Consider the following 14418-nt stretch of genomic DNA (forward strand, 5'->3'; position numbering starts at 1 on the left):
GTGAATTTACGTATATAGGATAATCTGATCATTTCAAGTAATTTGTAAGATAGCCGCGTCTTTTATTCTAACCTTTAAAAACCTAAACAATGTAAGCCCTACCTCTCATACATCCTCATGGCTCCGAAGCCAATCCAGTGTGAATAAGTAAAAAAATCTTAATAGAATGCCAATAAATCTTATATATAAACTTTTATGTTTGTTCTTATCTATTACGTATCATTTAAATATAATATATAAAAATATTGATGTCAAGTGTATGTTCTAAAAACAATAAGCAGAAATAAAAAAGAAGCTCTTTCAACTAGCTTTTGAAAGGGCTTCTTATACTTTTTAGCAAAGGATTCTATTTAAACGACTCGTTTTTTCACCGGTATATAAATATCCATTTCCTTTTCAGATCCGTAGCATCGTTCATCGTACAGTTCGAATTCAGTCGTACCATTATGTTCATAGTCTGTTTGAGGAAACCATTCTGCAAAGATATAATTCCAGGTTGATTGAATGTTAGAGGTGAATGATTCTTCGTTTGCTGTTGGCGTTGTAAATACGGCATACTCCATTTCAGGAAATTCTCTGTATACTAATCCACTTGGAGCCTTTGTTCCTTGTTCCACTTCTTTACCAATGATGTAAACAAATTCATTGGTTTCAGGGCAGAAATCGGTGCAGATGCCTAGCTCTTCTTTTGGTTTGAGAGGGTTTGGGATATTGGAGCATAGATTGTTTTGCATGTACTGCTGCCAAAATTGCGGAATGTCTCGACTGTTTTGACCGTCGACAGTTTTCGTTTTTAGTTCATAGCCAATAATGTTAAGCTTAGGTTTTGTGATCAATTTAGGTTGCATACGTTTTCCTCCAATTGTAATTTTGGGAGTGAGTTGAACTTTTCCACGTAAGGGGCCGGAGATGTAGTTGGCATTGCGGTATTGTTTAGGTGAAATTCCATAACACTTTTTGAATGCACGATTAAACGATTCTTGATAGTGAAATCCGACTTCTAGTGCAATGGTAATCACTTTTTCCTCAGTGTAATATAAACGTTCTGCTGCGGATGTCAATCTTCTTTTTCTGACATAATCCATCACTGATTCTCCAACCATCGTTTGGAATATGCGATGGTAGTGGAAAGGAGAAAAGTGGGCGATTTCTGCTAAAGTTGAAAGTGATAGTTCTTCACCTAGATTTTCTTCAATGTAATCAATTGATTTTTGTATACTACATATATAATCCATTCCCCTTAAACCTCCCATATCCTTACTTTAACAACAAACCATTCTGGAATTCTTAATCCTTTTTGCTATATTTATTTTACCATTGAATTGTAGAATGGCATAAGCTAATTTAAGGGGATGTTTGGAACAAGGAGGTGGGGAAATGGTTCGATATATATAATCTTTCTTTAATAGGAGCTGCTACTTCTGTAAGTGCTATATCAAATTAATGGCGAAGAAGCGTTTGTCTATCCTAAATGTTTGGAATATGCAGAGAGGAGAGCGTTTGTGAAAAAGAGGTAAAGCCCATAGTTGTAAAAGATTATGGGCTTATAGGAGATCTGCGGTATTATGATTTAATCGCTCCTTGTGTTACACCACTAATAATGTAGCGTTGTAAAAATAAATACAGTATGATCATTGGGAGTAGTGCCATTAAGTAAGAAGCGAATGATAAATTATAGTTGGTTGCGAATTGACCTTGAAAGACATATTGAACGAGTGGTAACGTTTGATCAGCTCGGTTAGACAAAATAACTAGAGGTAAAAGGAAATCATTCCATGCCCACAGAGCTGTTAAGATGGCAACAGTTGCATTAATGGGTGATAGAATCGGAAAAATGATTCTCCAAAAAACCCCCCATTGTGAGCATCCATCCACGATTGCAGCTTCTTCTAATTCTTTCGGGATCGTTTTAATATAACCTGTATAGAGAAAAACGTTAAATGCTAACCCGTAAACGATATAGAGTAAAATGAGCCCATTTAAATTCATCAGCCCCATCGAGCTCATTTGATTGACTATTGGTAGCATAATGATAGGGAAAGGAACGAACATGGCGCTGACGAAATAATAAAATAAGAAACGATACATTTTTTTATGCATGTTTCGTGCGATTGCGTAAGCGACAAGTGAGTTGGATAGGACTGTAAATAACACGGTAAATAAAGTTACATATACACTATTTCCTAACGCGTTAAAGAAGTTCGTCATTTCAATCGCTCTATTAAAGTTTGCAAATGAGAGTGAATCTGGTAACGCAAGAATTGAAGCTGCCGTTTCTGCAGGTTTCTTAAATGCGTTAACCACTGTAATATAAAGTGGGAAAAGAATAACGATTGTTCCAAGCATTAATAAAACGGTGACTAGCCAATTATATTTATTTTGACTCATTACATTTGCACCTCCCTTTTCTGGAGTACACGTATTTGAATGATGGAGATGGTGACGATAATGATAAAGTAAATGACCGCGTTAGCTGATTGTAAGGCAAATTGTCCACCTGAGAAACCATCCTCATAAATGAGTAAAGAGATCGATTGAGTTGAGCGTCCCGGGCCACCACCCGTTAGCGCAACAACATGATCGAATACCATTAAAAAGTTCTTCATTGCTAGTACCATATTAATGGTAAAGAATGGAGCGATTAATGGGAATGTTACTTTCCAAAATTTCATCCAACTGTTAGCTCCATCTAAACTAGCTGCTTCATATAGGTCTTGTTGAATGGTTGATAATCCAGCTAAATATAAAATGGTATTAAAGGCTGCAGCTTGCCATACGGCAACAATGACAATTGCTATCCAAGCGTGGTCTCGACTTCCAAGAATACTTGTAGTTAAGGCAGTAATGCCCAAATTCTCTGCGATATTTGGAATGAAGACAGCAAAGATGAAATTAAAGATAAATCCTACAATTAAAATACTTAAAATGTTTGGCATAAAATAGATGCCACGTAATGTTTTATGAAATTTAATTTTGGCATTTAAGCCAAGAGCGATTATTAAGCTAATGATATTAACTAAAATTGTAGAAACGATGGCAAATTTAAATGTAAAAAAATAAGCATTATAAATGCGGCTATCACTAAACACATTCATATAATTTCTAAACCCAACAAAGTCCCAGTTTCCATAACCACGGTAATTCGTGAAGCTATAAAAGATTCCTTGTAGTACAGGGAGAGTGTGGAAACTAAAAAATAACAACAAAGCTGGGATGACCATAAAAAAGTAGACTGACGGTTTTTTCTTAATCATGATATGTTCTCCCTTCTTGCGAGCATGGATGTTTAAGGTCACTGAGAACAGTGACCTTAAATGAGTGTAAACCCATATTATTGTCTTGTTAATCGTTCGTATTCTGAGTCTAGTTCAGCTAAAAGAGTATCGAGAGAACCATCTAATAAATAATCTTGGAACATAATGTCGACACCAAATCCTTGTGGGTAATAATGGTCAGCAAACGGTGAGACTCGTTCATTATCAAAGTAAACTTGTAGCTCTTGTAATGCTTCATTCTCTTGTTCAGCCCCTTCAACAGCAGAAAACATTCGCTGTGTTTCTAAATAGACTTCTATATTTTCTGGTTGTAGTAAGAAATCTAAGAAAAGTTGGGCTTCTTCAGGATAGTCTGTATCGTCCGCAATGGCTATTGCTACATCAACACCGGAAATGACATTATTTTGATTTGCTTCATTTGTTGCTGGCATTGGAAAGACCCCTACCTGCAGATCAGGATTAGCATCTAGAATTGGACCTAATGCCCACACCCCCTGCATATACATTACAGCATCTCCATTGGCGAAAGCTGTGTTTCCAATATCATAATCTGCTCCGAATACATCGTTATCTGTATATTGAAGTAATTCTTTCATTTTTAATGCAATGTCACTATAGACGTCACTAAAAGATGTATTGCCAGCCTCAAGTTCATCAAAAAACTCCATGCCATGTATATTTGAAGCTAATGTATTTAATGGGGGAAGGATGGTCCACGCTTCACCGTAAGTTGAATAAAGTGGTGTTTCCCCATGTTCTTGAATCGTTTCAGCAAGAGTGATAAACTCATCCCATGTTTCAGGAATGTCTAAACCTAATTCCTCAAATTTCTTCTTATTGTAAAGAACACCATTAGCATTAACTGTATGTGGTAATGCGAATAATTCATCAGTTCTACTAAGGCGTTGAAGCATTTCTTCATATTCATCAATAATGGAGTTGCGATTTTCGTAATCACTGAGATCCATTAACACACCGGCGTTAGCGATTTCACCATACGTAACCCCCCCGTTAATAGTCATGATATCAGGAATGTCATTTTGTGATAATCGAGAGAATAGTACGGTGTCTGGATCAGGTACATTGTTTTGTTCGATTCGAATATTTGGATGCTTCTGTTCGAATTGTTCAATAAGAGTGTCAAATTCGCTAACTGCTTCTCCTTTGAATTGGAAAAATTCAAGTTGTACGATTTCAGTATCACCTGATGAATCTCTTTCTCCACAAGCTATTAACATTGATACAGTTAATGCACCTATGATAGTCGCTTTAAGCCATGTTTTCATGTCAATCTCCCCTTTTCAATTTGTATATATTGAAAGCGATCTCAATTACTCTTAACAAAAAACCGATTAACGAATGAGCATTCGTTAGTAGTATTATTCATAAATAAAATAATATGGATATTAAATTGCTTCATAATCGATAAGCGGTTAAATTGTGTAAATCAATAATATGTTAACTTAATAATGTGAACAAGAGTAATTAATTGCATGATAGGGTAATATATTGCTAGATTGAATGGGGCAGCAATAAGAAGCCTTATTGCTGCCTAAGAAGAAGGTTATTTGACAAACACTTCAGATATTTGTTGCTTGCCTACGCTATTTCTGAATTCAGATGGGGTAAGGGATGTATGCTTTTGAAACACTTTTGAAAAATAATTCGCACTTGAAAAGCCACATTGATTAGCGATTTCATAAATGGGTAAATCGTTTTCGATTAATCTTTGAGCGGCCACTTTAATGCGTACTTTAATTAAATAATTAATAGGTGATTCGCCGATACTTTTTTGGAAAATACGTATAAGGTGAAACTTAGATAGTCCAGCAGCTTCGGCGATTTCATCGAGTCCAATTGGCTTGTGAAAAGAACGATCTATAAAGTGTAAGCACTTTTGAATCGGTTCAGGAGTTGAACTTGGCTTCGATTGCTGTTGAACAGCGTGGCGAACCTCCATTAAGAAGCGATAAGCGTACGAAGAATTGTCATAAATATGTTTAATTTGATCGGTTAATGCTTTTTCGAAAAGTTTGTCCCAAAATTGAAGGACGTTACTATCAGGAGCTAGGTTTATAATTCTCCCTCCGTTTTCTATGAGGGGTGCCCACAACGGATATGCGTTAAGAGTGAGAGAGAGGTATTTATATTCCCATTTTTGTTTTCCTTGTGGAAAGCGATAAGAAAATGGACCAGGAATTTCGATAAGAAAGGCTTGTCCTGCTTTGATGTGGTGGACATTTCCCCCGACCTCTAGTTCTCCTTCTCCCGCAACTGTATATTGAAACAAACATTGTTTGTCCATACGATTTGTGCAATTCCAATCATATATTTCCTTGTCATTATCTGTTCGTAGTTCCCATCCGATCGAATTTAGTGTTGGAAGGTCGTCCTGTTTATCTAGAAATAGGCGGACATTTCCCATTTTATGCTTAATAATTGTCAAACTACTCACCTCGTTTTTTATTATCTTCTCTTTTAACTAGTATAACATCAACAGCAATATAATACTCTAATTGCAATTAATTACCCTTGATATAAGTATTTATAAGATTATATAGTGTTTAAAGAAGAAGAATTCATGTATTTTTTTGAGCAATATAATGCTGTTTATTATTTTGGAGGGTGGAGTGAAAGATGGGGATTACCTTTGTAGAACAGACACGTACGTTTCACTTGCAAGCTAATGATATGAGTTATGTCTTTCAATTGCTAGATGGAGGCTATGTAGCTCATTTGTATTGGGGAAAAAAGGTGAATCGTTATCATCATTCGAATGCGATTCGTTATGCAGATCGTGGTTTTTCTGGAAATCCGATTGCTTCAGATCGGACATTTTCATTAGATACGTTACCGCAAGAGTATCCTTCGTTTGGTCATACTGATTATCGTCTTCCTGCTGTTCATATTCAATTAGAAAATGGCAGTACGGTGATGGATTTGCGTTATCATTCACATCGAATTGAAAAAGGTAAGCCACAATTAAATGGCCTCCCAGCTACGTATGTGGAAAATGAAGATGAGGCGGAAACTCTTGAAATTACATTGCTTGATTCGCTTACACAGTTACGAGTTGTGCTTACGTATACAGTCTTTGAGAAGTGGAATGCAATGACACGCTCTGTTCGTTTTGAAAATAATGGGAGAGAATCATTGAAAATAGAAAAAGCGGCAAGTGTGAATGTTGATTTTCGTAGTGCTAACTTTGAAATGCTTCGTTTACCAGGAGCTCATTGCCGCGAAAGGCATATTGAACAATCACCACTTCATACTGGGGTTCAGTCTGTAGAAAGCCGTCGAGGTGCAAGTAGTCACCAGCATAACCCATTTATTGCACTAGTTGATGAAAATACAACTGAAGATACAGGTGAAGTTTTTGCTTTTAACTTGGTCTATAGCGGTAATTTTTTGGCGACTGCAGAAGTTGATCAATTTTCACAAACACGAGTCACGATGGGGATTAATCCGTTTGATTTCTCATGGTTGCTTCAGCCTGGTGAGAACTTTCAAACGCCAGAAGTGGTGATGGTTTATTCTAGTAATGGTTTAACGGAGATGTCACATACATTTCATCGTCTCTATCAACAGCGTCTCTGTAGAGGAGTATTTCGTGATCTAGAACGTCCGATTTTAATTAATAATTGGGAAGCGACCTATTTTGATTTTCATGAGGATAAAATATATGACATAGCTAAAAGTGGTAAAGAGTTAGGTATAGAACTATTTGTCTTAGATGATGGATGGTTTGGTAAGAGGGATGACGATAATTCTTCCTTAGGAGATTGGTTTGTTGATGAAAAGAAATTGCCTAATGGTTTAGAAGAATTAGCACGAAAAATTACAAAGCTGGATATGCAATTTGGCTTGTGGTTTGAACCAGAGATGGTATCAGAAGATAGTGAATTGTATCGTCAGCATCCTGATTGGTGTATTCATGTTCCAAATCGAAGACGTTCGAAAAGTCGGAATCAATTAGTCTTGGACTATTCACGGCATGATGTATGTAATGAAATGATTAAGCGAATTTCGGCTATATTACAGCAAGCTCCGATTACGTATGTAAAATGGGACATGAATCGCCATATGACTGAAGTGGGGTCGGCACAGTTATCGAAAAACAGGCAGCGAGAAACAGGTCATCGTTATATGCTAGGGTTGTACCGTGTGCTAGAGGAACTTACGATAGCCTTTCCACATGTATTATTTGAAAGTTGCTCAGGTGGAGGTGGACGATTCGACCCTGGGATGCTTTACTATATGCCACAAACATGGACGAGTGATAATACGGATGCTATTTCGCGTTTGAAGATCCAATATGGAACGAGTCTTGTTTATCCAATTCGTTCAATGGGAGCACATGTATCGGCTGTTCCGAATCATCAGGTACATCGTGAAACCCCTATTGAGGTAAGGGGTCATGTTGCTATGTCAGGGAACTTTGGTTATGAGTTAGATGTGACTACGTTGTCGAGTGAGGAACACCAAGTGATTAAGGAGCAGGTAGCGTATTATAAGACGATTCGTCATATTGTTCAATTCGGTGAAATGTATCGTTTAGTGAATCCATTTAAACAGCAGGATGCGGCGTGGATGTTCGTTACAGATGATCAGTCTGAAGCTGTTTTTTCTTATGTGAAAGTGTTAGGGGAAGCGAATGAGCCATTTAAGAGAATTAAATTAAAAGGTCTCATCAAGACAAAAAAATATCACATTATAGAACTGAGTGAAAGTTACTATGGAGATGAGTTAATGAATATTGGGGTTAATATTCCCCAATTAACGGGCGATTTTCAGAGTATAATGTGGCGCTTAATAGAGGAATGAAGCGTGCTGTGATTTTCGTCATTTGGATATAATGAGCGTAAATATAAGGGTGGTTGTTTCGCATAGAAGACGATCCATGAAGGTGTGCTCTCGTGGATCGTCTAATTGATAGGATTTCTTCACTTCACAATCATTTCTAATACATCTCCAACTTCAGCAAGTACAACATCTTCGCCTATTGCTGTAAATACTTCTTGTAAGTAGGTAATTTGTTTATTGGGACTATGACTGAAGACAATTCTCTTCGGCTTGAGATACTTGATTTGTTCGTGTAATTCATAGACACTTGGATGGACTTTGTAACGTTTTTGCACGTATTGTGGGAATGGTTGCTTGTCTCCGATTGCCACAATTTTCTCTAGATAAGGTCCGGTACATAAGATGAGTAAATTATCCGCATTTTCTGCTGTTAATTCCTTTAAAAGTTCATGCTCTGTAAAAAGTCCAATTGAAAATGAATCGTTATGTAGCCATGTCGTTAACGGTATTGTCTGCAGCTGATTGGCAAGCTCATCTATTTGTTTGAGAGCTTGCTTCTTAACGTTGCTTTGATTGTTCATATATGCTTCAAAACTTGCTCTAATTTCTTGACTGATGGCTGTATCTGTTAGGAAGTTAGCTCTATCATTTTGAAAATACATGAGCAAGTCTTGCAATTTTCCATATATAGGCCCGTGTAGGAGAACTTTTTTCTTTAAGGTTAATGCGTGTTCAATTGCATGGTAGATTTCTTCTAAATAGGTTTGTTGTGAGCATGTTTCATTCCCGTATGCTCCGTCTAGGATCGCGATTTCTATTGGTTTTTCAATGATTGGTTGATCTGTTGTGAGGATCGGTGACTCTGTTGAGTAGTCACCAGAAAAGAAAATTTGCTCACCGTTTATTCGAAATAGGAACCAGACAGAACCAAGTGTGTGTCCACTATAACCGTATTGAAAATCAAATTGATAGTTCGGAGCCAATTGTAGCCAAGTCTGTCTTGGTAATGGTTCTAATGGTCTAAACTGCTGAGTGATAGAGCTATATCCTTGTTTTCCGTTTTGTAGTGAAGTAAGCACTTGAATCGTTTGATTGAGTGTGGCTGATGTCGCATAAATGCTTCCTTTAAAGCCAAGTTCACAAAGCAATGGAAGTGCTGCTGTGTGATCTTCATGTGAATGTGTGATGAAAACCACATCAAGACTTTCGACGATTTCTCTATTTAATAAAGGGAATCGTTTATGCTCGACATGGGCATTTTTCATAATGCCACAGTCGATTAAAATGGAAACCCTATCTGCTTGCAGGTGGAAGCAAGATCGTCCATATTCATTCACTCCACCTAAGAAAGTTACTTTCAACTAGCATCATCCTTTTTTCTCATAATCAGATTTTATAACATTCTTAGAAGTCCAATGAAGGAGATGGAAGTGGACTCAGTAAAGCCACTCGGTGTATTTCTCATATAGGTTATTAAGACTTGTAATGTTGAAAACGAGCTTTCATTTGTTCAATCACGATTAACATGATTGTTGTCATTCCGACAGTAACGAGCGCCATTGCCATTCCTAAGGAGGCAGTACCTTGTTCAAATTGTGAATAAATAAAAGTTGCTGATGTATGCATATTGGGAGGACGCAGAATTAGCGAACCTACGAGCTCTCTCATTGAAATCGTAAAGGTCATCATCCAGCCTGCTAATATACCAGGAATGAGCAACGGAATGATGATGGTTCGGATCATATAGATAGAAGAAGCGCCACTCATCTTTGCTGCTTGGAATAAAGAGTCTCCGAGCTGACCATATACGGCTTTAATATTTTGTACCGTGAAAGGTAAGTACAAAATGACATATGTGAGAATGAGCATCATCCAAGTGTTATAGATGGGTGCTGGATTCCAATACGCATTCCAAAAAAGTATGAGACCTACGACGACGACAATTCCCGGTACCGTATTAGGAGCAAGTGAGAAAAAATCCATCGTTTTCTCTTGAATTCCACGCTTTTTCATAATAATCATGGCCACCCAAATGCCGATACTGGCACTGATAGTTGCTGCAAGTGCAGCAAGCCAAATGCTATTCCAAAGCGCGTCTTTGCCACTGCCACTAAATAATTCTACAAAATGACGGAGTGTCAAATTGGAAAAGCTTAAGCCATTACCTTGAATATTCATCAAAGCCGTTGATGCCACTGAAAAATATGGAACACCAATTGAAAGAAGAAGGACAAAGGCTAAGTAAGCCCAAGCGAAAGCCTGTTTCTTACCTAAGCGTAAGGTCGATTGAGTTTGTCCTTTTCCTGTTACGACTTGATCGTGACGGCGACTGACGAGCCATTGCTGTAAATACCAAATGAGCATACTAACCGATAGAAGCATTGTAGACAAAACCGCCGCTGTACCAAAATCAAGGGGCCAAATCGACGTATAACGATGGATTTCAGATGTTAAGACGTAATAGCCAATACGATTACCTAATGTGACTGGTGTTCCAAATTCTCCAATTGTTTTCACAAAGACGAGTAAGGCTCCCATACTGTAGCCTGAAAGAAACAAAGGAAAAGTAATTCTTCTTAAGCGATTAAAGAATGAACCGCCATGAATAATACCAGCTTCCTCTAAACGCCCACCAATGTTCTCCAAATTATTTCGCATAATAAGATAAATAAATGGGAAAAGATGAAGGCTCATGACTAAAACCATTCCGAAATAAGAAAAGAACACGGGAGTAACATTGGCTAATAATGGAACGAGTTGTTCAGCGTAGCCGTTTGGTTGCATGGACAAAATCCACCCCATTGCTCCAATATATGGAGGTGTCATAAATGGGATAACGAGAACGATGTCAATCCAGCGGTGCTTCTTTAGTTCAGTTCGTGCCATGAAGAAGGCAAGAGGCGCCGCTAATAATGACGCCCCTATGACAACTCCAATTCCGAGTAAAATCGAGTTCAGGAAAATGGACCAGTAATGATCATTGGCCAACAAACTAAAAGCAGCAAAGCCTTCAAATTTCCCATCTGGCATCACACCACGTAACAAAACAAACAATAATGGCATGAAAACGAGAATGATTAATGTAAGAAAGGCAAAAGCACGATTAAGTGTTTGAAAAGTAAATAATGAATTCATTCGTTATCGGATCATCTCCATAAAGCGCTCTAATATCGTTTGTGTATGCTCCTCTAAGTAATCCCAGTCGTATTCTAACGTTGGAATGTCATCGAGTCCAAGACGAATATCAGCTGGTTCTATATCGACTCGTGCCGGGAGTAAATAAGCGTCTGCGACGATTTCCTGTCCTTTATCAGAAAGAATGAAATCAATATATGCTTTCGCCGCTTCGGGATTTTGTGTACTTTCTAAAATAAAAGCAGGGCGTGGTGTGATCATCGTGCCACTTTCAGGGAAGATAATATCCACAGGTTCGCCATTTTCCATATTGTTATAAACCATATAATCAACACCGGCCATAACGACTGAATTCGCTCCTGAAATAACCGTTTGTAATGCCGGGTTATTCGCACCTTCCATTTGAAGTCCATTTTCTTTGAGTTGTTCGAGTAAATCCCATCCGTCTTCCTCTTCTTGATTAATATATGCGGCGATGAAATCACGTGCTGTACCTGATTGAGTTGGGTCAGGGATGGCGATTTGACCGTTGAATTCATCAGAGGTTAAGTCAGACCAATCAGTTGGCGCCTCTGAAATTAAGTTCGTATTGTAGCTTAATCCTAATGCAGATGCACTAAAGCCATAAAAGTGAAACTCCTCGTCATACCAATCATCGTGAAGTGATGAGGCGTATGGTGATTCATAAGCGAGTGTGAGTTCTCTATTTTTGTAATCGATAGCTGGAGGCAAGGAGGCAAGAACTACGACATCAGCAAGAGGATTGCTTTCCTCTGCTTCGAGACGACCGAGTACATCACCTGTTGTCCCTTGAAACATATCGACTGTAATGCCTGTCTCTTCTGTGAAGGCTTCAGCTAATTGCTCAGCCATTCCTCCGGGGCCAGATGTGTAAAGGGTTAATGAGCCAGTTTCCTCATTTTGCATTTCTTCTGTAGGCTCATTGTTAGTAGGCTGTTTATTTTCATTTTCTTGTACTTCTTGTTCCGACTGGGTACATGCTGCAAGCGTGACTAGTAGTAATAGTAGAAAAAAAGATGACTTAAGCTGTTTCATGAGATAATCCCCCTATTTGGTTAATAAAATGAATCGAATCAGACATGATCGTAAAATAGATGGCTTGTCCTGGCGTTAATCGTTCGGATGAATAAGCAAATAATCGTCGCTTGTTCTTTCCGATTTGTAAAGTGACTTCATATCTTTCTCCTAAAAAACTAACGGTTTCAACTTCACCAATTTGTGCATGATGAAATGAAACTTGCGAAAGGCGTACATGTTCAGGTCGAATAACCATCGTGCATTCTCCGCCGAGTGATTTGTATTTTTCTTGCTTAGCGAGTTGAATAAGGAAATCGGTGTCGATTTTCACGTAAGGCTGCTCTCCCTTATGAATCATCAAGCCATCCCAAATGGTGCCTTTTCCGATAAAAGAAGCGACTTCTTTTGAGCATGGGTAATGATAAATGTCTTCCGGTGCTCCTTGCTGCAAAATTTCTCCAGAGTTCATGACGACAACATGATCAGACATTGCCATTGCTTCATTTTGATCATGAGTGACGTAAATGGCAGTCATTTTAAGCTGTTTTACGAGTGATTGTAATAAGATTCTCATATCATCGCGTAATGTAGCATCTAGTGCGCTTAATGGTTCATCCATTAAGATGACTGCGGGGTCATTGGCAATCGCTCTAGCGATAGCAACTCGCTGTTGTTGGCCACCTGATAGTTGATGTGGATATCGCTTACTATAAGACTCAAGCTGCACATTTTTTAAGGCGGTTTTTACTTTGTCACGTAAGGCTTTTCTCTTTCCGGTTGCTTTAAGACTGTAAGCAACATTCTCATAGACCGTCATATGTGGCCAAAGAGCAAAATCTTGAAATACCATGCCGATCCCTCTTTTTTGCGGAGGGACTTGAATGTGTTTTTCGCTTGAATAGATAGTTGTATCGTTCATCATAATCGTTCCACTATCTGCCTCCTCTAGACCAGCAATGATGCGAAGTAGTGTCGTTTTTCCACAGCCTGATGGGCCTAGTAAACTAACAAATGAACTAGATGGAATTGTTAAATGAAGCGCTTTTAGTGCTTGTAAGGAACCGAAAGATTTTTCAATAGCTGTTAACTCAATCTTCAATCAAAGCTCTCCTCTCCGTCTAAATGTCTTGCTTATCTATTACGATAACGAAGAAATGTTAATAGAGTATTAACGCTTTCTTAACATCTAATTAATAAAATCAATAGGTTACGGATGTTACTATAGAAATAATCTATGGATGGACGGAGAGATTTACAAATGAACGTACAGCAGCTTGATATGTATTATAGGTTTTGCCAATGTAAAAGTGTGTCCAAGGTTGCTCGTGATTTGAACTTAAAGCAACCGACGGTTTCGTTTCATTTAAAAAAATTACGTGATTCTGTTGGGATAACGTTGTATGAGCAAAAGGGTGAGGAGATCGTATTAACATCAGCAGGGGCGATGCTTCATCAATATGCTGAAAAGATTTTGCGTCTCGTGTCTGAGACGGAGCGTGTAATGAAGGATTATCAATCGTTTAATAGAGGAGAGTTACATATAGGGGCGAGCACAATCCCTGCAAGCTACGTTCTACCCCCTATATGCAGTCAATTTTTTTCAAAGAAACCAAATGTTCAAATTACGTTACATGTCCATTCGGCACCGACTATTAAGAAAATGGTAAAGGAAAAAGAAGTCGATTTCGGTGTTATATCGACTCAGCCAATGAAGGATTCCTTGTTGGTGGAGAAAGAGATTGTGTCAGATCATCTCGTATTTGTCATATCTCATTCACATGAATATGCCATTTTTGATAAGATAACTCGCCACGATATAGAAAAGGTACCTATATATATTCACAGTTCTGGCTCAACGAGAGAGATGATTAACGAATGGGCTGAGAAAGAGAAGCTCTCTTTAAATATCCGTATGGAGCTAACGAGTATTGAAGCGATTAAGAAAATGGTCAGTCTTGGAGAAGGGGGAGCGATTCTATCAAAACGAGCAGTACAGGAAGAAGCGCAACAAAATGTGCTTACGGTTCATTCGTTACCAGAGCTTGGATATAACCGCTCTATCTCGTTAATTTATCGGAATGATCGTCCTATTAGCCCACTAATGCAAGAGTTCATGACAGATCTATTTCGTGAAGTATGAGTTAGTGATAAAAAAGGCTAAAAGTAA

Annotated in this window: 11 protein-coding genes; 2 read left to right on the top strand and 9 right to left on the bottom strand. The window is 38.1% G+C overall.

Annotated elements, in window-relative coordinates:
* Positions 1 to 350: 350 nt before the first annotated feature.
* From ACERJO_RS16900 to ACERJO_RS16920, 5 genes are all read right to left on the bottom strand, one after another.
* Positions 351 to 1235: an AraC family transcriptional regulator gene (locus tag ACERJO_RS16900; protein WP_373648234.1), complete on the bottom strand. Its 885-nt coding sequence runs from the start codon at positions 1233 to 1235 to the stop codon at positions 351 to 353.
* 328 nt (positions 1236 to 1563) lie between these two features.
* The gene (locus ACERJO_RS16905; protein WP_373648235.1) at positions 1564 to 2388 is read right to left on the bottom strand and encodes a carbohydrate ABC transporter permease; all 825 of its coding nucleotides are present in this window, start codon (positions 2386 to 2388) and stop codon (positions 1564 to 1566) included.
* A complete protein-coding gene (locus ACERJO_RS16910) occupies positions 2388 to 3254 on the bottom strand; it encodes a carbohydrate ABC transporter permease (protein WP_373648236.1) in 867 nt (288 codons plus the stop codon). Before ACERJO_RS16910 ends, ACERJO_RS16905 begins: the two co-directional genes overlap by 1 nt.
* A gap of 77 nt (positions 3255 to 3331) precedes the next feature.
* Positions 3332 to 4561, bottom strand: coding sequence for an ABC transporter substrate-binding protein (locus tag ACERJO_RS16915; RefSeq protein ID WP_373648237.1), 1230 nt, complete (start codon positions 4559 to 4561; stop codon positions 3332 to 3334).
* A gap of 278 nt (positions 4562 to 4839) precedes the next feature.
* The gene (locus ACERJO_RS16920; protein WP_247103490.1) at positions 4840 to 5721 is read right to left on the bottom strand and encodes a helix-turn-helix domain-containing protein; all 882 of its coding nucleotides are present in this window, start codon (positions 5719 to 5721) and stop codon (positions 4840 to 4842) included.
* A 191-nt stretch (positions 5722 to 5912) separates the two neighbouring features.
* Here ACERJO_RS16920 and ACERJO_RS16925 point away from each other — a divergent pair, with 191 nt between their 5' ends.
* The gene (locus ACERJO_RS16925) at positions 5913 to 8099 is read left to right on the top strand and encodes an alpha-galactosidase (protein WP_373648238.1); all 2187 of its coding nucleotides are present in this window, start codon (positions 5913 to 5915) and stop codon (positions 8097 to 8099) included.
* A 119-nt stretch (positions 8100 to 8218) separates the two neighbouring features.
* Here ACERJO_RS16925 and ACERJO_RS16930 read toward each other — a convergent pair whose 3' ends face one another.
* From ACERJO_RS16930 to ACERJO_RS16945, 4 genes are all read right to left on the bottom strand, one after another.
* Complete coding sequence (locus ACERJO_RS16930; RefSeq protein WP_373648239.1) at positions 8219 to 9439, bottom strand: MBL fold metallo-hydrolase; 1221 nt, start codon at positions 9437 to 9439, stop codon at positions 8219 to 8221.
* Positions 9440 to 9551: 112 nt separating this feature from the next.
* Complete coding sequence (locus tag ACERJO_RS16935; protein ID WP_373648240.1) at positions 9552 to 11213, bottom strand: ABC transporter permease; 1662 nt, start codon at positions 11211 to 11213, stop codon at positions 9552 to 9554.
* 3 nt (positions 11214 to 11216) lie between these two features.
* Complete coding sequence (locus tag ACERJO_RS16940) at positions 11217 to 12269, bottom strand: ABC transporter substrate-binding protein (RefSeq protein WP_373648241.1); 1053 nt, start codon at positions 12267 to 12269, stop codon at positions 11217 to 11219.
* Positions 12256 to 13350 (bottom strand): ABC transporter ATP-binding protein, encoded by a 1095-nt coding sequence (locus tag ACERJO_RS16945; RefSeq protein WP_247103472.1) that lies wholly within the window; start codon positions 13348 to 13350, stop codon positions 12256 to 12258. Before ACERJO_RS16945 ends, ACERJO_RS16940 begins: the two co-directional genes overlap by 14 nt.
* A gap of 159 nt (positions 13351 to 13509) precedes the next feature.
* Between ACERJO_RS16945 and ACERJO_RS16950 the strand changes: the two genes are divergently transcribed.
* On the top strand, positions 13510 to 14391 hold the full coding sequence (locus tag ACERJO_RS16950; protein ID WP_373648242.1) for a LysR substrate-binding domain-containing protein: 882 nt from the start codon (positions 13510 to 13512) through the stop codon (positions 14389 to 14391).
* The last annotated feature ends 27 nt before the right edge of the window (positions 14392 to 14418 follow it).

The sequence above is a fragment of the Halalkalibacter sp. AB-rgal2 genome (assembly GCF_041821005.1).
Lineage (GTDB): Bacteria > Bacillota > Bacilli > Bacillales > Bacillaceae_D > Halalkalibacter.

Excerpts from the sequence above, each read along its gene's own strand:
- ACERJO_RS16900 (WP_373648234.1), bottom strand. The coding sequence starts at position 1,235 with ATGGATTATATATGTAGTATACAAAAATCAATTGATTACATTGAAGAA.
- ACERJO_RS16905 (WP_373648235.1), bottom strand. The coding sequence starts at position 2,388 with ATGAGTCAAAATAAATATAATTGGCTAGTCACCGTTTTATTAATGCTT.
- ACERJO_RS16910 (WP_373648236.1), bottom strand. The coding sequence starts at position 3,254 with ATGATTAAGAAAAAACCGTCAGTCTACTTTTTTATGGTCATCCCAGCT.
- ACERJO_RS16915 (WP_373648237.1), bottom strand. The coding sequence starts at position 4,561 with ATGAAAACATGGCTTAAAGCGACTATCATAGGTGCATTAACTGTATCA.
- ACERJO_RS16925 (WP_373648238.1), top strand. The coding sequence starts at position 5,913 with ATGGGGATTACCTTTGTAGAACAGACACGTACGTTTCACTTGCAAGCT.
- ACERJO_RS16935 (WP_373648240.1), bottom strand. The coding sequence starts at position 11,213 with ATGAATTCATTATTTACTTTTCAAACACTTAATCGTGCTTTTGCCTTT.
- ACERJO_RS16940 (WP_373648241.1), bottom strand. The coding sequence starts at position 12,269 with ATGAAACAGCTTAAGTCATCTTTTTTTCTACTATTACTACTAGTCACG.
- ACERJO_RS16950 (WP_373648242.1), top strand. The coding sequence starts at position 13,510 with ATGAACGTACAGCAGCTTGATATGTATTATAGGTTTTGCCAATGTAAA.